At 56.7% G+C, this 20,715-nt stretch carries 18 protein-coding genes; 12 read left to right on the forward strand and 6 right to left on the reverse strand.

From position 1 onward, the window contains the following. Nucleotides 1–17: 17 nt before the first annotated feature. The gene (locus A8710_RS02775; RefSeq protein ID WP_068857938.1) at nt 18–359 is read right to left on the reverse strand and encodes a DMT family protein; all 342 of its coding nucleotides are present in this window, start codon (nt 357–359) and stop codon (nt 18–20) included. A gap of 112 nt (nt 360–471) precedes the next feature. Here A8710_RS02775 and A8710_RS02780 point away from each other — a divergent pair, with 112 nt between their 5' ends. Further along, the gene (locus A8710_RS02780) at nt 472–2,289 is read left to right on the forward strand and encodes a metallophosphoesterase family protein (protein ID WP_068857939.1); all 1,818 of its coding nucleotides are present in this window, start codon (nt 472–474) and stop codon (nt 2,287–2,289) included. Between the two features lie 17 nt (nt 2,290–2,306). After that, on the forward strand, nt 2,307–4,037 hold the full coding sequence (locus A8710_RS02785; RefSeq protein WP_082968610.1) for an alkaline phosphatase D family protein: 1,731 nt from the start codon (nt 2,307–2,309) through the stop codon (nt 4,035–4,037). A gap of 7 nt (nt 4,038–4,044) precedes the next feature. Here the strand turns inward: A8710_RS02785 and A8710_RS02790 are convergent, their stop codons facing one another. The 4 genes from A8710_RS02790 to A8710_RS02805 all read right to left on the reverse strand — a co-directional run bounded on the left by A8710_RS02790 (nt 4,045) and on the right by A8710_RS02805 (nt 8,760). After that, the gene (locus tag A8710_RS02790; RefSeq protein WP_068857940.1) at nt 4,045–4,716 is read right to left on the reverse strand and encodes a sterol desaturase family protein; all 672 of its coding nucleotides are present in this window, start codon (nt 4,714–4,716) and stop codon (nt 4,045–4,047) included. Continuing rightward, entirely contained in the window at nt 4,713–6,341 is a 1,629-nt protein-coding gene (locus A8710_RS02795; RefSeq protein WP_068857941.1) for a phytoene desaturase family protein, read from the reverse strand. Before A8710_RS02795 ends, A8710_RS02790 begins: the two co-directional genes overlap by 4 nt. A 177-nt stretch (nt 6,342–6,518) precedes the next feature. Further along, nucleotides 6,519–7,745 carry a methionine adenosyltransferase gene (metK, locus tag A8710_RS02800; RefSeq protein WP_068857942.1) on the reverse strand — a complete coding sequence of 409 codons (1,227 nt, stop codon included), beginning with the start codon at nt 7,743–7,745 and terminating at the stop codon, nt 6,519–6,521. A 13-nt stretch (nt 7,746–7,758) separates the two neighbouring features. Further along, nucleotides 7,759–8,760, reverse strand: a complete 1,002-nt coding sequence (locus A8710_RS02805) for an ArsR/SmtB family transcription factor (protein ID WP_068857943.1) — start codon at nt 8,758–8,760, stop codon at nt 7,759–7,761. A 175-nt stretch (nt 8,761–8,935) separates the two neighbouring features. Between A8710_RS02805 and tkt the strand changes: the two genes are divergently transcribed. The 10 genes from tkt (at nt 8,936) to A8710_RS02855 (ending at nt 19,655) form a co-directional block, all read left to right on the forward strand. Further along, nucleotides 8,936–10,936 carry a transketolase gene (tkt, locus tag A8710_RS02810; protein WP_068857944.1) on the forward strand — a complete coding sequence of 667 codons (2,001 nt, stop codon included), beginning with the start codon at nt 8,936–8,938 and terminating at the stop codon, nt 10,934–10,936. A gap of 28 nt (nt 10,937–10,964) precedes the next feature. After that, nucleotides 10,965–11,975, forward strand: a complete 1,011-nt coding sequence (locus A8710_RS02815) for a type I glyceraldehyde-3-phosphate dehydrogenase (protein WP_264753520.1) — start codon at nt 10,965–10,967, stop codon at nt 11,973–11,975. Between the two features lie 390 nt (nt 11,976–12,365). Continuing rightward, nucleotides 12,366–13,556 (forward strand): phosphoglycerate kinase, encoded by a 1,191-nt coding sequence (locus A8710_RS02820; RefSeq protein ID WP_068857945.1) that lies wholly within the window; start codon nt 12,366–12,368, stop codon nt 13,554–13,556. Nucleotides 13,557–13,575: 19 nt separating this feature from the next. Further along, nucleotides 13,576–14,640, forward strand: a complete 1,065-nt coding sequence (gene fba, locus A8710_RS02825; protein ID WP_068857946.1) for a class II fructose-bisphosphate aldolase — start codon at nt 13,576–13,578, stop codon at nt 14,638–14,640. Nucleotides 14,641–14,715: 75 nt separating this feature from the next. Continuing rightward, a complete protein-coding gene (locus A8710_RS02830; protein WP_068857947.1) occupies nt 14,716–16,053 on the forward strand; it encodes a COG3014 family protein in 1,338 nt (445 codons plus the stop codon). Nucleotides 16,054–16,066: 13 nt separating this feature from the next. After that, nucleotides 16,067–16,459 (forward strand): YcfL family protein, encoded by a 393-nt coding sequence (locus A8710_RS11990; RefSeq protein WP_157686249.1) that lies wholly within the window; start codon nt 16,067–16,069, stop codon nt 16,457–16,459. 2 nt (nt 16,460–16,461) lie between these two features. Next, on the forward strand, nt 16,462–17,067 hold the full coding sequence (gene lpoB, locus A8710_RS02840; RefSeq protein WP_068857949.1) for a penicillin-binding protein activator LpoB: 606 nt from the start codon (nt 16,462–16,464) through the stop codon (nt 17,065–17,067). Between the two features lie 70 nt (nt 17,068–17,137). Then, nucleotides 17,138–18,184 (forward strand): CsgG/HfaB family protein, encoded by a 1,047-nt coding sequence (locus tag A8710_RS02845; RefSeq protein ID WP_157686251.1) that lies wholly within the window; start codon nt 17,138–17,140, stop codon nt 18,182–18,184. A gap of 47 nt (nt 18,185–18,231) precedes the next feature. Then, entirely contained in the window at nt 18,232–19,137 is a 906-nt protein-coding gene (locus tag A8710_RS02850; protein ID WP_068857951.1) for an alpha/beta hydrolase, read from the forward strand. Between the two features lie 86 nt (nt 19,138–19,223). Beyond that, entirely contained in the window at nt 19,224–19,655 is a 432-nt protein-coding gene (locus tag A8710_RS02855) for an SRPBCC family protein (protein WP_068857952.1), read from the forward strand. Nucleotides 19,656–19,669: 14 nt separating this feature from the next. Here A8710_RS02855 and A8710_RS02860 read toward each other — a convergent pair whose 3' ends face one another. After that, on the reverse strand, nt 19,670–20,689 hold the full coding sequence (locus A8710_RS02860; protein ID WP_068857953.1) for a hypothetical protein: 1,020 nt from the start codon (nt 20,687–20,689) through the stop codon (nt 19,670–19,672). Nucleotides 20,690–20,715: the final 26 nt, after the last annotated feature.

Raw genomic sequence — 20,715 nt, forward strand, 5'->3', positions numbered from 1 at the left:
GGCTTCGGTCCCCGCTGCTAGCTGCGGAAAATAAAATACACCGCCGCCATTAAACAAAGCCCGGCCCAGAGAAAATCGAGCTTTAAGGGCTCTTTCATAAAAATCACCACGAAGGGCACAAAAAGTAGCAGGGTGATGGCTTCTTGCAAGATTTTCAGTTGACTGACCGTGAGCACGGTATGGCCAATACGATTGGCCGGCACCATGAGAATGTACTCAAATAACGCGATGCCCCAGCTGAAGGCGATGGCGATCCACAGCGGCTTTGTGGGGAGTGTGCGTAAGTGCGCATACCAAGCAAACAGCATAAATACGTTTGATAGCAGCAGTAAGCCGATGGTCGTCGCGATGGGGTGCATAAGCGCTCCTTGTGGTGTCACGTGGCTGTCATAAAAGATGAAATCTGGCTAAACTTCGCTCAAATAAAAGCGCCTACGGGCCAAAACTATAAAAATAAAACTGAGGCACATTATGCGCCAGCCTGCATTAGCGGCCTTGCTCTTTGTTATCACCGCAATGGTCGCCAGTTGTGGCTTTGATCGCGAAACTTCATCGAAGTCGCCGACGGGAAATGTCGCCGCGAATGCGCGCTCACCTGCCGCCTGTGAGTTCTTCAGCCGAGATGCCTTTGTCACGCGCCAAGAATTGGCGGCGGGCTCGCGCAGCAACAATGCCAATCTCATGCTGCGCTTCTTGCATTACACCGACGACCATATTCTCGATGACGAGGGGCAGACCATTAATGGGGCGGCTTTCACGGACCCCATCTACCCGATTTTTGAGTCGGCTCAGCGACTGCAAGAAGAGTATTCCGATGAGGTGTTAAACAACCTTGTTGGCCTAACCAATGATTGCCTTAAGCGCTATCCCGCCGAGTTCATGATCGTGACCGGCGATAGCGCAGACTTGACCACCGTGGCCGAGGCGCGCCGCTTTATTGATAACTTAGATGGCACCTTCGACCAACTCAGTGCCTTCGAAAAAAACTGTGTTGCAGGGTTGCCGGCTGGCGTGCCAGCGCCGGTCATTGATCAGGCGTGTACGCGATTTACGGGGCGGGGCGTGCCCGACAGCCAAAGTGAAGATCCCAATGTGGATGACCCTAGCTTCCAATTCACGCTCACGCGTACCGTGCGCCAAATGCTGAATCAATTTGCCGCGCAAATGGGTCGGGCCGCTGATGGTAGCTTGGACCCCTCGCGTCAAACCCTGACCCGCGCCCCCGGCTTACCCGCCGAGCTTCGTTGCAATGAGGAAGAAGAGGACTGCCTGAATCAAGCCCTAAAAACGCCTTGGTATATCGCCTTTGGTAATCACGATGGCTACTTGCGGGGTACCGCGGCTGTGGGTGCTGGCGTAAATGAGTTGTCGTTTCTGACCTCGGGTCGCCACCACATGAATCAGCGTGAGTTCATTAATGAATTTTTCGAAACGCGCAGTCAGCCCAAAGGTCATGGCTTTAACTTGGCCGATGCCACGCGCCGCAGCGACGCAGACCCTCGCAATGATGGCTATTACGCATTCAATGCCGGAGCCGGAAAGTTCCGCATGATTGTGCTCAACACCATCATCGATGGCACCGACCCGCGCCTGCCAACGGACTTAGTGCGTAACCCATTGGCGCTCTCGGATGGCACGGTGGATGCGGCGCAATTTGCCTGGCTACAGGCACAGCTGAAGCAGGCATGGGCGGCGAAGCAACTGGTCATGGTGTTTTCCCATCACCCCGACCTGACGTTTGCTGAGTTTGGCCTGTTCGCACAAGCGGTACCGACCGATGTCACAGCCGCGCAAGTCAATGCCGAACTCGCCAGCTTTCCTAACGTATTGGCTTGGGTTGCCGGGCATACCCACCTGCATCGCGTACGCGCCTTTGAAGTGAAGCCATCGGCGGACGGTCTTGCCGGCAGCAATGGCGTGGTCACGACGCCCGTGAGTTGCCGTCAAACCGGTAAGGCGAGTGATGGTCGGTCGTACTGTCGTGGCTTTTGGCAAATTGAAACCGCCTCGCTCATTGATTTCCCGCAAGAGCAGCGGCTTATTGAAGTGTTCGATAACGGCAATGGCACCGGCACCTTGCGTGGCCCTGTATTAACTCATCGCTATGAAAAATCACGCAAGCTGGCAGAGGCCGATGATCGCTGCCAGTTCTATGTGTTGGATCCGAATAGCCTGCAGGCGCTCAGCACCGATGCCGGTTTGAATGTGGTGTGCAGTGCGGAGGCAACCCGTCAGGGCAAGCCCAGTGATCGCAATGTGGAGCTCATGTTCCGCATGCCAACGTTTTAATTAGAGAGGCTATTGATATGTACCATCCCCATTTATCGCGCCGTCAGCTGTTAAGTCTCATGGGTGCGTCTGCGGTCACGGTCGTTGCCACGGCCTGTGGCACCTCCGAGAGCAGCTCGGACACGAAAGGGGGCGCCTCGTCGATTACCGCCACCGGTGACTCGGCGCGACGCTTTCGTCATGGCGTGGCCTCCGGTGAGCCGCTGCCTGAGGCGGTGGTGATTTGGACACGTGTGACCCCGAGCGATGATGCCTTGCCCGGCTCGAACAAAGGCGCGCCGACCGAAGTGTTTTGGGAACTCTCACGAGGCGCCGACTTCAAAACGATTGTGCAGTCGGGAAAGGTCATGTCATCGGCAGCGCGGGATCACACCCTGCATATTGATGTCACCGGCCTGCAGGCCAGCACCCCTTATTGGTATCGCTTTGCCACGCAGGATGGCGTGTCGCCCACGGGGCGAACAAAAACCGCTCCGGCGCTTAATGCGAAGCCTGCGGCGTTGCGTTTCGGCATGGTCACCTGCGCTGAATATGAGTTCGGATTTTTTGCGGCCTACCGTCATTTAGCCGCGCGCAATGACATTGAAGCCGTGTTGCACATGGGCGACTACATCTACGAATTCGGTACCAGCTATGGTCCGGTCGCGACGCCCGGGGCTGGCTTTGGGCGTGTCCATAATCCGCCTAAAGAGATCACCACGCTCAGTGACTACCGCACGCGTTATGGCCAATACCGCAGCGATCCTGACCTGCAGAAACTGCATGCGCGCCACCCCTTCATCACCATTTATGACGATCACGAGATTGCCAATGACTGGTGGCGTGAAGGCGCTGAAAATCACGATGACAGTGAAGGCGCCTTTATCGACCGCTTAGCGGCGGGCCTGCAAGCGTGGCGGGAATGGCTGCCGTTGCGTCCGTTCTCGGCAACCGATCCGCTGCGGGCGTGGCGACGCATGCAATTCGGTGACTTAGTGGATCTTTGGGCACTCGATACGCGCCTGTATCGCGACCAGCAACCCACCAATGCCATTGTTGGCTATGGTTCTGTGGACCCCGCCGTGGATAGCCCCACGCGCACGATGCTCGGCGCCGAGCAAAAGACGTGGCTTAAAACCGGTCTGGCCGACAGTACCGCGCGCTGGAAAGTCCTGAGCAACCAAGTGCCGTTCTATCCCTTCGTGGTGGGCGCCGCGTTGCCCAATGTGCTTGAGCAACTACTGGATCCCTTAGATGGCACTCTGCCGCCTTTACCCGCGACCCTGACCGTTGAAGATTGGAATGGCTACCGCGCCGAACAGCAAGAAATGATGGCGGTGATGGCCGAAGCTAAAAACGTGGTGGTGCTGACCGGCGATTACCACGAATCGTTTGCCGCCGAAGTGCCTATTCATCCCGGTGATTACCTATTGAATGGCAACTCGGTGGCCGTGGAGTTTATTTGCCCTTCGGTGACTTCGCCTGGGTTGTCAGAAACCTTGGAAGGCGTTGGCATTGGCCCGCTGAGCTCGCTGATCAATCCCGTTTTCGAGCTGAATCTGACGTTGGCGAATCCTTGGGTGAAATACCACGAGGGCTTTTCGAATGGCTTCGCCGTTGTTGAGTTTGGTCGTGAGCGCACGCAAATGGACTATTGGTTTATTGCGGACCGCAGCAAGGCTGAAACAACGGCAACCGTGGCGGCTTCTTGGGAAGTGCGCCAGGGCGCGGCAAAACTCTTCAAAGCTGCCGCGCCTTTAACGGTCTGAGTGGCGCTTACTTCGCCGGGGTGCGCTCAGGGTGTTTGAGCGTGCCCATGACCCAGTCGGTCAGAGGGAAGGTGAGGTTGAAGTTCACTTCAGTCATGTGGCGGCGGTCATGATGGATGCGATGCAGTGCCGCCATGGTACTTAAGCCCGGCACTAGGCGATGCAGCCAGTGGCCATGCGGTAAGTGGTCGCTGAAATGCACCAACTCGTAGAGCAAATACGTGCCCACGATGCCGGTTAGCCAGAGTGCGCCGGCGTTGGCACTGACTAGCGAGCCCAGGGCGAAATAGCCGGGCAGGCCGATAAGCGTAATGACCACCAAGATCAGCCAGCCTGGAAAGAGCACCACGCGCCAATCGCGTGAGGTGCTCCAGAGCATGTTGTTTTCGGTGAAAAAACTGTGATGGTCACCGGTGTGACGTTGGTAAAAAAGCTTAGCGGGCGGCCATTTCTGGTGCCCGAGTTTTTTGTGAATACTGTATTCGCCGACGTTGCCTAAGAGCAGCGTGAACACCAGAACCAACCACTCTGTTGCTGATACCTGAGCTAATTGACTGGCAGCATAAATCATCACGGCGATGCCAATGCTCGCTACCCAGATCGCGTGGAGCGGCCCGGAATAGCGCGGGCTGATACCCGCCCGATAGCGCTGACGAAAGTCTTCCGTGGCATGGGTCATGTCGATGCCTCCTGTTGTGTCGGTTGCCAGTTCTTCAAAAGGTCCATGACGGAATTAGCCTTGCGGCCCATGAGCGCGCAGGTTGTGAGCATGCCTGCCATAAGCGCACCGCCCACGCCTGCGGTCACCACATCTTGCCCCGTGAGTGCCAAGCCTGGAATAGGCGTGATGGGGTGCAGCCACGTTTGTCGGAATCGCTCCACGTCGTGATCTAGCCCGTAAATTTCACCTTGCGGATAGTTGCCAAACCATGCGGTAGAGAGCGGCGTTGATAGCTCCGCATAGACCAGTGCCTCACGCAGCTGCGGCAACTCTTTGAAGAGAGCCTCGAGCAAGCGCTGCTGCAGATTGGCCTTGAAGGTGTCGTAGTCTTCGCCGCGTTGACCCCAGGTCGTATCCTGCCATTTCTCGAACCATTCCCATGGGGCCATGGTCAGCACTTCCACGGTGCTCTTGCCGGGATAGTTGCTGTCCCACTCGGGGTCTTTTGCCGACGGGAACGAGACATAGAGCATGGGGAAGGGCGCGTTCACATCGGCCTGAAAGGCCTCAACATTGGCCTCATGATGTGCGCTGGGGTAAATCCACAGATTGGTTTTGGGTAGCCCTAATTCCGCTGCAGTGCCTTTGAAGCCGGCATAAATGCAAAGGTGTGCACCTGAGGTTTTCACCTGCTTGAGCTTGGCCGGATAACCCAGTGATTCACGCAGTGCCTCGGGCAAGAGTTGCTCATACGTCACACGCGCCCCGGCTGCACTGACCACCTGATCTGCGCGCAGAATGTCACCATTGGCCATGCGCACACCGCAAGCGCGACCCTTCTCAATCACAATCTCTTCAACCTTGGCGTAAGTGAAGACTTCGCCTCCGCCTGCGCGAATCACCGGCACGATGGTGTCTGGGATCATCCAAGAGCCACCCACGGGATAGCTGCCGCCGCCAAAATAATGTTTCACCACGGTGGCGTGCATGAGAAAGGAGGCATCGCGAGGGACCATGCCGTAGTCACCCCACTGACCAGTGAGCACGCCAATTAATTCCTGATCTTGAGTGAGTTCTTCCAAGACCTCACGGACACTGCGGAAGCAGTTTTTCGGCACCAACAGGGGGCGAGCGGCATGATAGGTTCGGCCTAACCAGCGCGGCATCGCTTGCCCGGCAAAGAATTTTTGGGCGGAGCGGGCGGCTTCATCAATGAGCTCGATGTAGCGGCGAATCGCTGCCTCTTCGGCTGGAAACTGGGCGATGAGATTGTCGGCCAGCGCGCCACGGCCCTCCACGAAGTCAACACGGCGATCGCCAATGATGATGCGGTCATAGACGGGGTCCATGGGCGCCCACTTCAGCGCGCCATCGCTAATCACATCAAAGAGTCGGCGTAGCGTGCTGTGCGGTTTGTGCACTTCACCGATGTAGTGCACGCCCACATCCCACTCAAAGCCTTCGCGTTCATAACTGTGGGTGAAGCCGCCGGCGGTGTAGTGTTGTTCTAGCACGCAGACGCGCTTGCCGAGCTTGCTCATCAGCGCGGCCAAGCTCAGCCCGCCAATACCGGAACCAATCACAATCACATCGTAATGCTCAGCGGCACGGCCACTGCGGTAACGGCGTCCTGATCGACGCATAAGGCTTCCTCACTCGTGTTCGCTCGCTGCTTCTGGGGGCAGGATGCATGAGCCGAGCTTTGCGGAGAACGTCGCAATACGCAAGCCTTGACCATGAAAAAGCCGCGCTGTGCAGAAGCGCAGCGCGGCTGATGTTAATGGGGCTGGTGAGGGCGGCCCGTTGGAGGGAGTGGGCGCTTAGAGGCCCGCTGCCGCACGAAGGGCGTCGGCCTTGTCGGTGCGCTCCCAGGTGAACGCAGTTGCCGTGTGCGACTTGGCGACTTTACGGCCCGCTTCCAGCACGGTGTAGTCGTAGGTGCGCTCGAAGGGGTTACGACCAAAGTGGCCATACGATGCTGTTGGCCCATAAATGGGGTGCAACAGATCAAGCTGGCGGGTTAGGCCATACGGACGCAACTCGAAGTGCTCACGCACCAATTGCACAATGCGATCATCGCTGAGCTTGCCGGTGCCAAAGGTGTTAATTGACACCGAGGTTGGCTCGGCTACGCCAATGGCATACGAGACCTGAATCTCGCAGCGGTCTGCGAGGCCGGCAGCCACAATGTTTTTTGCCACATAACGGCCGGCGTATGCAGCCGAACGGTCAACCTTGGACGGATCTTTGCCCGAGAATGCGCCGCCGCCGTGACGAGCCATGCCGCCGTAGCTATCCACAATGATCTTACGACCGGTCAGGCCGCAGTCGCCCATCGGGCCGCCAATTTCAAAACGGCCGGTGGGGTTAATAAAGAACTTGGTGTCTTTCGTTAGCCACTCAGCAGGTAGCACTTGCTTGATGATCAGTTCCATCACCCCTTCGCGCAGCGTGGCATCGCTCACGTCCGGCGAATGTTGGGTGGACAGCACCACGGCCTCAACGGCGACGGGCTTGCCATCGGCATAACGGAAGGTGACCTGCGATTTAGCATCGGGGCGCAAGAAGGCAAGTTCGCCGCTCTTGCGAGCCTGAGCTTGACGCTCAACCAAACGGTGCGAATACAGAATCGGTGCTGGCATCAGCAATTCGGTTTCATTGCTGGCATAGCCAAACATCAGGCCTTGGTCGCCCGCACCCTGATCTTCCGGCTTAGCGCGGTCCACGCCTTGGTTGATGTCTGGCGACTGTTGGCCGAGCAAATTCAACACGCCACAGGTCTTGCCGTCAAAACACACGTCGGAAGAGTCGTAGCCAATGTCGAGGATGACTTTACGGATGATGCTCTCGTAATCGACGACGGCGGTGGTGGTGACTTCGCCGGCGACCATCGCAACGCCCGTCTTCACCAGCGTTTCGCAGGCCACACGAGCGTGTGGGTCTTGCACGATGATGGCGTCGAGAATGGCGTCGGAAATCTGGTCCGCCATTTTGTCTGGGTGGCCTTCGGAAACGGATTCCGAGGTGAAGATGCTGTATTCGCTCATGCGGGGTTCCTGCTCAGGTCAATGCAATAGGGTTTACGGTCGTGGCGCTGACCGGTTGGGTAAATTCGCGGAGTTGCAAACGGAAGCCGTTGCGCTGCGCTTGATATTCTTCGTGGCTGGGGACGAGGCCGGCGTCAGCGGCCCACGCTGTTAGCGTGTCTGGGTGGAAGCCGGGCCATACATCGCCGCAGACTTCGCGGGCCTTTTCACCCTGACTGTGCTCGCAAAGCTCGGTCAGCAAAAAGCGTCCGCCCGGAGCGAGTAGCGCCGCGACGTGATGAAAAATGTCGGCGGGTTTAGCGATATGGTGCAGCACCATATTCATCACAATGGCGTTTGCGGGCGGGAGGTTCAGCACTAAGGCGCTGGCCGTGTCGCCATGCACAAAGCGAATGTTGCTCACCTGCTGTTGGCGCGCACGCGCTTTGGCTTGCGTCAGCATTTCGGCACTGACATCCAAGGCAATCACTTCTTTTGCAATAGACGCGAATTCGGGTAGCAACTCGCCGCCGCCGGGCCCGATTTCCAACACAATGGCATCACTGGCGTGGGCGGCCGTACGCTCCACCACGCGAGGGCCGTAGTCACTCAGTCGCGCGATTAAATCCTGATGCTCACGGTATTCGTTGCCGAACTGCGCGAAGAAGCGCCGACTGGCCTCGGCGCGAGTGGCTTGCACCGCCTCTAAGCGCTGACTGGTCAATGTGTCGGTGGTGGTCGCGTCAAGGGCGCAAAACAACTCGGCGACGAGGGCGGATGGTGCTGGCGCTCGTCGGTAATACAAGTTGGTGCCTTCTCGCCGATGCACCACCAAGCCGGCTTCCGACAAGATTTTCAGGTGATGGCTCATCGACGGCTGCTTGATGTCGAAGAGCTGGCAGAGCTCCAACACACCAAAGGCGTCGCGGGCTAAAACGCGCAGCACGCCCAGGCGCAGGCGATCACCGGCCGCCCAGGCCAAATTGGCCAGGTGGTCGAGTGGGGACTTCTCAGTGCTGTTGTCGGATTCGCTCATGGGGCGAGAGTGTAGCTGTAGCGAATTTAAATATCAAAATATATAAATATAGAAAACTGTTGATGGAGTTTTCCTCTCAAGTCGTTTGCCCCCGACCCCTGTAATCGGTGAAAATTGCGCCTTTCGTGCAGACCGTGCCCTAACGGTTTGCGCATGAGCCGACTGGAGCCACTGCATGCCCGCGCTGCCGCTGAATCAACGCCATTACGCCAATGCCATCCGCGCCCTTGCCATGGATGCCGTGCAGAAGGCCAACTCCGGTCACCCCGGCGCGCCCATGGGCATGGCCGATATCGCTGAAGTTCTGTGGCGTCAGTTCATGCGCTTTAACCCGAGCAACCCGAATTGGGTGAACCGGGACCGTTTTGTGCTCTCCAATGGCCACGGCTCCATGTTGCAGTACGCGCTCTTGCACCTGACCGGCTTTGATTTATCCATCAATGACCTCAAGCAGTTCCGTCAGCTGCACAGCAAGACGCCGGGTCACCCCGAATACGGCTATGCCCCCGGCATTGAAACCACCACGGGCCCGCTGGGTCAGGGCATTGCCAATGCCATCGGTATGGCGCTGGCCGAAAAGACCCTCGCAGCACAGTTCAATCGCGACGGCTTCCCCGTTGTGGACCACTTCACCTACTGCTTCCTCGGTGACGGCTGCCTGATGGAAGGCATCTCGCACGAGGTCTGCTCGCTGGCGGGCACCTTGGGTCTGGGTAAGCTCATTGCCTATTACGACGACAATGGCATTTCGATTGATGGCGAAGTGGAAGGCTGGTTTACCGATGACACCGTGCAGCGCTTCCAGTCCTATGGCTGGCAGGTAATCGGCCCCATCGACGGTCACGACAGCGATGCCATCCGCGCCGCCACGCTGGAAGCTCAGGCTGACGGCGCCCGCCCCACCTTGATTATCTGTAAGACCGTGATTGGTGCTGGCTCGCCAAACAAGCAGGGCAAAGAAGATTGCCACGGTGCACCGTTGGGTGATGCCGAAATTGCACTGACACGTGAAGCGCTGGGCTGGACGCACGCGCCATTTGACGTGCCGCAAGAGATTTACGATGCCTGGGATGGCCGCGCGAAAGGCGATGCCTTGGAGCAAAACTGGGATGGCCTGTGGTCGTCCTACGCGAAAGCTCACCCCGAACTGGCTGCTGAACTGAAGCGCCGCCTCGCCGGTGACATGCCCGCTGATTTCACTGCCAAGGCCAATGAGTGGATCGCTGCTTGCGACGCAAAGGCCGAGACCATCGCCTCGCGTAAAGCCTCACAGAACACGCTGAATGCCTTTGGGCCGCTGTTGCCGGAACTGCTCGGCGGCTCCGCTGACCTCGCAGGCTCTAACCTGACGCTGTGGAAGGGCTGCAAGGGCGTGCAAGACCACGCCGACGGTAACTACGTTTACTACGGCGTGCGCGAATTCGGCATGAGCGCCATCATGAACGGTGTTGCTTTGCATGGCGGCTTTGTGCCCTACGGCGCGACCTTCTTGATGTTCATGGAATATGCCCGCAACGCCCTGCGTATGGCCGCGTTAATGAAGCAGCGCGCGATCCATGTCTATACCCACGACTCCATCGGTCTCGGTGAAGACGGCCCAACGCACCAGCCGGTCGAGCAGCTGGCCAGCTTGCGTCAGACGCCTAACCTGGCATCGTGGCGTCCAGCCGATACCGTCGAATCGGCTGTTGCCTGGCGTGAAGCCCTGTTGCGCAACGACGGCCCGACCGCGCTCGTATTCTCGCGCCAAAACCTGCCGCACCAGACCCGCACGGCGCAGCAGATTGCGGATATCGCCCGTGGCGGCTATGTGCTGCGCGATGCCGCTCAGATTGACATCATTTTAATTAGCTCCGGCTCGGAAGTGTCTGTCGCGCAGGCCGCTGCCGATCAGCTCACTGCAGAGGGTCTGGGTGTTCGTGTGGTGTCCATGCCATCGCCGGATATTTTCCTCAAGCAAGATGCCGCCTACCGTGAGCAAGTTCTGCCGTTGGCGGTGCGCAAGCGCGTCGCGGTTGAGGCCTCAATCAGTGACTATTGGTATCGCTTCACCGGTCTCGATGGCGCGGTGATTGGCATGACCACTTACGGCGAATCGGCTCCGGCGGGCGACTTGTACAAGCACTTCGGCATCACCGCAGATGCCGTGGTTGCTGCCGCCAAAGGCTTGGCCTGAGCGGGACATTAACGGCGAGCGGCCGGACATGACCATGCGCGTTGCCATCAATGGTTTCGGCCGAATCGGCCGCCATGTGCTGCGCGCGCTGATTGAAGCGGGTGAGCGTCACCCGCTGCAAATTGTGGCAATTAACGACCTCGGTGAGCCGGAAGCGCTGCTGCATTTGCTGCGTTACGACACCACACACGGCCGCTTTCCAGCGGATGTTGTGTTGCAGGACCGTATTCTTCGTGTCGGCAGTCAGCGCATTGCGTTGTATAGCGAGGCGCATCCCGACAAGCTGCCCTGGCGGCATCTTGCAGTCGATGTCGTACTCGAATGCACGGGTCAGTTCCGTGCTCACGCTCAGGCTGCACGTCACCTTGAAGCCGGAGCGGGGCGCGTCATCATCGGCGCGGCTCCGTTCGACAACGCCGATGCCATCATCGTGCATGGCGTCAACGACGCCGATTTGCGCCCCGAGCATCGCGTCATTTCCGCGGCCAGTTGCACCTCGCACGCACTCTGCCCGCTGCTGCAGGCGTTCGAGCAGATGACCGGCATCGAGTCGGCGCTGATGACCGAAATTCACGCCTACACCTCGGACCAGGTTCTGCTTGATCATGTCCATCGTGACCCGCGTCGTGGCCGTGCCGGCGCGCAGAACATGATTCCGACCACCTCCAGCGCACTGGGCGTGGCCCGTAAAATTTTTCCAGAGCTGGCCGACAAATTAGGCGGCTACTCGCTGCGCGTGCCGACCGTGAATGTTGCCGCCATTGATTTAACCGTGCAGATGAGTCGCCCACTGAGCGTGGATTTATTGCATGACGGCTTGCGTCAATACGCGGCTAGTCATGGCGCAGGTTGGATGGCCATAAACGATGAACCGCTGGTGTCGGCAGACTTCAATCATCGCACCGAGTCGCTGATTCTGGATTTGACGCAGACTGAAGTGGTCGGGAGCCAAGTGAAAGTGTTTGCTTGGTACGACAATGAGTGGGGGTATGCGAATCGACTGCTCGATTTGTGTGCTGCATTGGCTGTTTTGCGATAGTGCTCCGTAGTGCGTGTGGTGGCTGTGAGGCCCTGCACAGGCTGGAAAACGCGTGAATCCGTCCATGGAGCTCTCCTCGGCATCCATGCCTCGGAAGTTTCCCGCCTGTGCAGGGCCTCGCAGCCACCACACTCGTTCAGTACCAAGCGCGAGCGCTCACGAATCGGGAGTGTCGCGCCGAACCGGATGAGGGACGGTCGTTGGGTCTGCCACCGACTGTCAAAAGAGAATTGATGCTGTCTTTGGAGCGGAGGGGGTGCAGGGTGTGGAAGCGTCCGAGGCATGGATGCCGAGGAGAGCCCCATGGAGAGGTTTATGCGTCTTCCACACCCTGCACCCCCTCCGCTCCAGAGGCAGAGCCTGTTTATTGCAAGATAGGAAGCTAAGAAAATGACCGTCCTGAAAATGACCGACCTCGACCTGCGCAACAAGCGCGTGCTGATCCGCGAAGACCTGAACGTGCCGGTCAAGAACGGTGTGATCCGTTCCGATGCCCGCCTCGTGGCCTCACTGCCGACCATCAAGCTGGCGCTGGAGAAGGGCGCGGCCGTGCTGGTTTGCTCGCACCTGGGTCGCCCTGTTGAAGGCGAATACAGCGAGGAAAATTCCTTGAAGCCGGTCGCTGAGTGGCTCTCTGCCAAGCTCGGCCAGACCGTGCCGCTGATCGCCGACTATCTCGATGGCGTTGCGGTCGAGCCAGGTCAGGTCGTGCTGCTGGAGAACGTGCGCTTCAACAAGGGCGAGAAGAAAAACCTCGACGAGCTGACACAGAAATATGCCGCGCTCTGTGATGTCTTCGTGATGGATGCCTTCGGCACCGCCCACCGCGCCGAAGGCTCGACGCACGGCGTCGCTCAGTTCGCCAAAGTCGCTGCCGCTGGCCCGCTGCTGGCGGCCGAACTGGAAGCCTTGGGTAAGGCGCTGGACAAACCAGCACGCCCAATGGCCGCCATCGTGGCGGGCTCGAAAGTGTCCACTAAGCTCGATGTGCTGACCTCGCTGAGCACGCTCTGCGATCAGCTTATTGTCGGTGGTGGCATCGCCAACACTTTCCTTGCGGCTGCGGGCTATCCGGTCGGCAAGTCGCTGTGCGAGCACGACCTGCTCGATACCGCGCGTGCCATCGCCGCCAAGGTCAGTGTGCCGCTGCCGACCGACGTTGTGGTTGCCGAAGTCACCGGTCCGATCGACGATTTCTTTGCCTTCGTGCAAGCAGCTACCCCCGTGGTCAAAGCCGTGGCCGATGTCGGCCCCAATGACATGATTCTCGATGTCGGCCCGGATACCGCTGCGCGTTTTTCCGAGCTGCTGAAGGCCGCCAAGACCATTCTCTGGAACGGCCCGGTCGGTGTTTTCGAGATCGATGCCTTTGGTGGCGGCACGAAAGCGCTGAGCTTGGCCATCGCCGAGTCGGATGCCTTCTCGATTGCCGGTGGGGGTGATACCTTGGCGGCCATCGACAAGTACGGCGTAGCCGATCGCGTGTCCTACATTTCCACCGGTGGTGGTGCCTTCCTCGAGTTCGTCGAGGGCAAGGTGCTGCCAGCGGTTGCTGCGCTCGAAGCTGCGGCTAAAAAATAACTCTTTAGGAGAAATTCAAATGGCTCTCATCAGCCTGCGTCAATTGCTCGATCATGCCGCCGAAAACCAATACGGCGTGCCTGCGTTTAACGTCAACAACCTCGAACAGATGCGCGCCATCATGGAAGCGGCTGCAAAGACCGATTCGCCGGTGATCGTGCAGGCCTCGGCCGGTGCGCGTAAGTACGCTGGCGCACCGTTCCTGCGCCACCTCATCCTCGCCGCCATCGAAGAGTTTCCGCATGTGCCTGTGGTTATGCATCAAGACCACGGCACCTCGCCGGCAATCTGCCAGCGCTCGATCCAGCTCGGCTTCAGCTCGGTCATGATGGATGGCTCGCTCGGTGAAGACGGCAAGACCCCGACCAGCTACGAGTACAACGTCAGCGTTACCCGCCGCGTGGTCGAGATGGCGCATGCCTGTGGCGTTTCAGTCGAAGGTGAAATTGGCTGCCTCGGTTCCCTGGAAACCGGTATGGCCGGCGAAGAAGATGGTGTTGGCGCCGAAGGCGTGCTCGATCATTCGCAGCTGCTGACCGACCCGGAAGAAGCTGCACGCTTCGTGCAGGATACCGGTGTGGATGCCCTAGCGATTGCCATCGGCACTTCGCACGGTGCCTACAAGTTCACGCGTCCGCCCACCGGCGACATCCTCGACATCAACCGCATCAAAGAAATTCACCAGCGCATCCCGAATACGCATCTCGTGATGCACGGTTCGTCGAGCGTGCCTCAGGACTGGCTGGCGATCATCAACCAGTACGGTGGCGACATCAAAGAGACCTACGGTGTGCCGGTCGAGCAGATCGTTGAAGCGATTAAGCACGGCGTGCGTAAGGTCAACATCGACACCGACCTGCGTCTGGCCTCGACTGGCGCCATCCGTCGCCACATGGCGCTGAATCCGGCCGAGTTCGATCCGCGCAAGTTCTTCAAGGACACCATCGTGGCCATGCGCGATGTCTGCATTGATCGCTACGAAGCCTTTAACTGCGCCGGTCAGGCCAGCAAGATTCGTGCATTGTCGCTGGATGCAATGACCGAGCGCTATATTCGTGGTGAGTTGCGTCAGCAGGTGCAGTAACGCTAAAAGTTTGATAGTTTTGGCTGCAATGACCGGTTGCAGTCAAAACGAATAATTAAAAACAGGATGTTTTTTATGTTTAAACAATTAGTGCAGATCGCACTTTTGCCCTTGGCATTGACAGGTTGCGCAACAACCTCACTCTTTTCTCCCTATCCAAACCAAATCGCAACGATTCAGTCTTCCCTTAATGCGGGTACAGGCGACCAGAGTCTTATCGCGTTATCACCCAAAGCAGAGTCTGGTGCCGACGCATTGCTGTATCGCCTTGAGCGTGCTCGATTGACACAATTGCTAGATAAATTTGAAGACAGTAAAACTGACTTTGAATGGGTGGGTAATGCCTTCGAGCAGGGCGATATGAAAGCGACCGTGCAGGCATCCTCGCTCGTCTCAGGCATGGCCAGCATGGTGACAAACGATAATGCTATTGGATATTCAGGTGAGGCCTTTGAGCGTGTTTTTGCCCACGCTTTTCAAGCCTTTAACTATTTGGCATTAAAGCAGTTTGATGGTGCAGAAGTTGAGTTGAGAAGGGCGGCAGATCAGCAGCGCAATTTGGCTGAAAAGAATGAGGCAGAAATTGCCAAGGCTCAAAAAGAAGCTGAAGAGAAAAAAGTTCCCTTAAATAAAGTGGCGGGTCATTTTGCAGGACTGGATGAAGTCGCTGGTCAAGTGAAGTCCTCCTTTCAAAATGCGTATGTACTCTTCCTCTCCGGTGCGGTTTGGGAGGCGAGAGGCGAATGGGGGCGTGCAGTTGTCGACTATCGCCAAGCGGTAGAGATGTACCCTTCAAATACGGAACTGCAAGCAGCACTGACGCGGGCAGAGAAACGTGTAAGACCCAAAAACAACGGCACTATTGTCTTTCTTTATGAAGAAGGTTTTGCGCCAAAAAAAGACGAAATAAAAGTACCTATTCCGACGTTTACGGGAGCCATCGTGACGTTGGCGTTCCCGACGTATCACGCCAGCTCACAAGCGCCTTATGGTGGACTTTCGATTAGTTACAACGGGCAAGAGAAGTCGTTGCCCTTGTTGACGAATGTGGGGGCACTGGCTGCTCGTTCATTGAAGGAAAAAGTTCCCGGCATGATCGTTCGGCAAACACTGAGAGCCGTGGCCAAGCATCAAATTCAAAAACAAGCGGGCGATCATTTCGGACCTTTGGGGCAGTTGGCCGGCAATGTCTATAACTTCATTTCCGAAAATGCAGACTTGCGCTCGTGGTTATTGTTGCCGGCGTATACCGCCGCTATGCAAATGGAGCTTCCTCCCGGCGAGCAATCGGTAAACCTCATGGGGCCGGGTGTTTCAATGACACATAAAATTGACGTTAAGTCGCGGAGAACGACGCTGGTTCGAGTTGTTAATACGAGATCGAGACTATTTATTCAGACCTATGAGCTGTGAGAGGGATTCCACAATGAAAAAAGTACTAACCGCTGGGCTCGCAGCAATTTTAGTGGCGTGCGCCTCAAGTGAAGTGACGACGGTGTCTCCAGACAGCAAGGGACAATACCAAGCTATATTGGATTCGAAGTTTCCCCGACTTCTTACTGATATCACTGCTCAAGCCGTTAGGCAGCGTATATCCGCAGGTTTGTTGATGGCTTCTGTTGATATCAAAAATGAAGATCTTTCACGTAAAGACTTGCAGTACAAGTTTTTATGGTTTGATCGAGACGGCTTTGAAGTGCAACCGGATGGCCGACCTTGGACCCCTTTATCGCTTTTGGGCGAAGAAACTAAAGCAGTTCAAGCGGTCGCGCCGCAATCCAATGTAGTGACTTTTAAGATTCAAATTGAGGAGCGTTAATCATGAATAAGCGTCAATGGATGATGGCGGCTGTAGCCGCAGGAACACTCACAATGACAGGCTGCGCCGCTAACCCCGCTATTCAGTACGGTGACGCCACAGCGGTTGAAACGACGACTACAGGCTTCGGCTCCACCGACTTGCAGATGATCGCGGCCAAGATGGTCGACGACATGCTGATGTTCCCCCCGCTGGTGGAAATGACCGCAAAGCGTCGTCCTGTGATGTTCGTGGACTCTATTAAGAATAAGACCACTGAGCATATTGATACGGAATCGATCACTGACACGATTTCAAGCAAATTGCTCAATTCAGGTCGTTTTCGTTTTGTGGATATGACAGCGGTTCAGCAAATGCGAGACCAGATGGATTTCCAGCAGAGTGGTGGCATGGTTGATCCGTCCACTGCTGTGCGTTTAAGAAAGCAAATGGGCGCTGAATTCATGCTTTACGGCAACATGTCCTCGATCGTTAAGTACAACGGCAGTGTGAAAGACGTTTACTACAAGTTCACGCTGAAGCTGACCAATCTTGAGACGGGAATTCTGGAGTGGTCGGGCGAAAAAGAGATTCGTAAGACAGGTAAAAAATCTACTTTCGGGCTGTAACCCGAATTCTCGTGCAGGAGGCATTATGAGCAAGCGTCATGGGTGGATCGGAATTGGGATGGTGCTGACCATGTTGTTGGGATCAGTGCAGGCTGCCCCAGTGAAATCGGCACTGCCTTCTGCACGAGAAACTGTTGAGGTCACTGCAGATGGCTCGGGTGCATCGCCTGCCGCCGCATTGAGCCGCGCCTTAGCAAATGCGGTGCAACAGGTGACGGGCGTTGCGACGTCCCAGCTGGGTCATGTTGAGACGAGCTTGAATACGCTAGCCGTGGTGAAACCTAACGGTGATATTGCTGTTGCAAATTGGGCAGCAGAGAGCACGGGTAGTACGCTGACCTTTTCCCAAGGCAGTGTTAAGTCCTATCGCGTTTTAAGTGAGCAACCTGTGGGCAAAGGCTGGCGGGTTCGTGTGCGAGCGGCGGTGTTAAAAGCAGGTGGAGCTGATGCAGCGCGTGATGCCATGCCGCGTTTAGCGGTTGTTGTGACGCAGTCTAAGGCTACGGATGTGGCGTTTTCACACCTCGGGGATCGGCAGACCGTTCTGAAGCGCTTCCGTGCAAGACTGCAGCAGTCATTGTTGCAAAGCGGAGCTGTTCGCGTGCTTGAGCGTGACAATTTCGCCGCTCAAGCGGATGAATTAACCATTGCTGATGCCAACCCCACGGCGGAAAATTTAGCGAAGTTAGGCCAGCGCTTCTCTGCAGACTATGTCGTTGTGATTGATGCACAGCGCTTACGTTTAGTCGATCGCGGACGTGAAATTTATGGCGCTCATCTGGCGAAGTTAGAGGCCGAATTGCAGGCAGACATTCGCATCATTGATGTGGCTACGGGCGAGTTGATTAAGACGAATGAAGTGCAAAAATATTGGTCACAAGCAGAAGTGCAAGCATGGGCCGATCAGTCGGGTGTGAATCCTCGTGAATACCCAGATCGATTTGAAGAGAGCTTATTAAAGTCCATGACACTGCCAGTTCAGCAGGCCGTGTTGGCCTTGGTGGCTCCTTCGGCGGCGGGCTCGATTCGGGTGCAAATTCCTGTTGTTTCACAGCCAATTGATACAGCGCCAGCTCGTGAAACCCCGGGCTCAAGTGATAAGCCGTTTTCGTGGTAAGTCCATTTTCGGTAGAGACACTCAGGCGAGGCCTGCCTCGCTTTGATATGCATGTTAAAGCCCCCTTAGTGGGCTCTTTTGCTGAGTATGCAAAGCATTATGGCTTGGACCAGGTTGCTAATAATCACGCCAGCTATTATGGCTGGGGCAAACTCGAAGCCTACGGCTACGACATTGCCACGCAGGTGTTCTTGCCGCGCACACCAGCGAAGGGCACTTTGCTGGTACTGCATGGCTACTTTGATCATGTCGGTCTGTTCACCCACTTAATTCAGCGGGGCTTAGAGCGGGGATATGCCGTGGTGTGCTATGACCTGCCGGGTCATGGGCTATCGAATGGCGCATCGGGTGACATAGAAGAGTTTGTGCACTACCAGGAAGTCTTGCACGACATTCTGCAGGCATTGAAGCCAGAGTTGCCCGGCCCTTGGGTAGCGGTGGGGCAGAGTACCGGCGGTGCAATTTTGCAGCATCACGTGCTCAGCTCCTTGCAGGCAGGAAAGCGCCCGGCATTTGAGCGTGTGCAGCTTTGGGCGCCCCTCGTTCGACCGGCGCAATGGCGAAAAATCAACTTTGGCTACCGATTGCTGCATCGTTTCCGTAACACAGTCCCCCGACATTTTCGACGTAGCTCCAGCGATCAAGCCTTTCTAGACTTTATCTGGCACCACGATCCTCTGCAGCATCGGCACATCCCGATGGGCTGGTTGGGCAGTATGATTCGCTGGGACGCCCTAATGCAGGCGATGCCCGCGTGTCGTTACCCAATAAGTGTGGTGCAAGGCGATCAAGATGAAACCGTTGATTGGCGCTTTAACATTAATTACGTGCGTCAGCATTTCTATGTAGAAGGCTATGTTGAGGTGGCAGGCGCCGCACATCACTTGGCCAATGAACAGGAAACCCTGCGCGAACAGTGTTTGCGCGCCCTCGATCGCTACCTGTTGAAGTGACACACGGGCTTGCCCTGAAGGGGGCTGCTCCGGCATCATCGGCCATCGATCAAATCTGACGATAACTATTTTCAGAAGAGGGTGACATGGCCAGACAACACATCGAAATTTTGCATTCCTTCCCATTTTCCGTCGATAAGCTGTATGGCTTTCTCGCAGTTCATGAAAATCTGTCCGCGATTTTCCCTGCCAAAATCAAGCGCGTAAAAGATGGTCAAGACCATGCCAATGGCGTGGGCTCAACTCGTCGCATGACGATTGCACCGGGCGTGGTTTTAGAAGAAACGGTCACGAAAGCCGAAACCAATGAGCTGATTGAATACACCATTAGCAAAGGCGGCTGGCCAGTCAAGAATCACTACGGCGTGATGCGCTTTTACTCGGCCGAAAATGGCTGCCGCTTGCACTACACCATTGACTTTGATTCGGCCCTGCCGGGCACGGGCTGGGTGGTGAAGAAGGCGTTAGAAGCGCCTATTCGCGCCGGTTTGAAAAAGTTGGCAGCACGCGGTCTGTAAGTGAAAAGTGGGTATCAACCGGCGTTGATACCCACCAGCACCTCTAAGCGACCGGGGCGTACCCGAAGATCGCGAATTTCAAATTGATTAACCAACTGCATGAGTAGGTCGCGGCTGTCCTTGAGGGTGGTCAAACCCGGCAGCACGCTTAAGTCACTCAGGCTGAGCAACTTGTCGACCATCCAGGCGCGGTTATTCAGCAACTCAATCAAGTCGGACTTTTGCAGGTCGATGCGCCACAAACGCGGGCCTTCGCGGCGAAAACCTGGCAGATCTTCCAGCATTTGATTAATGGGCGAGCGCGTAGGCAGCCGATTCGCCATAAAAAAGCTGCCTCTAGCGATTTGTCTTGTGGCCCAGTTAGCGACCAAATTCGTCTGACGAAACTGTGCATCAAGAGACTCGTCTACCTGTCGAACGCGAAGGTACTGTTCGTCCCGAGAGATCTTGCATTCCAACACATCGAATTCGAGCTCAACGGTATAGACCAAGCGATTTTGGTGGCCATCAACCGCAACGGTTAGTCGGTCATCTCCGCAATAGACGGCAACATGGTCCACACTGGGGTTGCGCTTAGCGATTTGCCGAACTTGCTTATTCAGCAGGCTTTCTGGCAAGGCAAGGGTGAGCGTGGATTTACGCAAATAGGCCTGCGCCATCTGGAGCGCCACTTCTTTCGCTATTTGGCTCGCTGCTTTGGCGGTATCACCGGCGATTTGCGCGGCCACTTTGGCGCCGTCTTCGGCGAGCTGGGCAACGACTTGCGCGCCTTCAGAGGCGATTTGAATAGCCGAGCGTGCCGTTTCACTGGCCATTTCCGTCACACTCTTGGCCGTTTCGTTGGCTAGTCCGGCAATTTCCCTCGCCGTTTCGCTGGCAGCGCCGGCGACGTCACGTGCAGCGGAGCTGGCGCGCTCGGCGAGCTCTCGCGCGCTGCGCACGGCATTGCGCATCGAGTGGTCAAGCGCGCTTCGCGTCTTACTCGGCTGGGAAATGGGTTCGGATGGAATGTCTGGATTGACGTCATCATTCATGGCGCATGCGCTCAACAGGTGGCTCA

Origin of the sequence: Perlucidibaca aquatica, assembly GCF_001676655.1 — a bacterium.
GTDB lineage: Bacteria > Pseudomonadota > Gammaproteobacteria > Pseudomonadales > Moraxellaceae > Perlucidibaca > Perlucidibaca aquatica.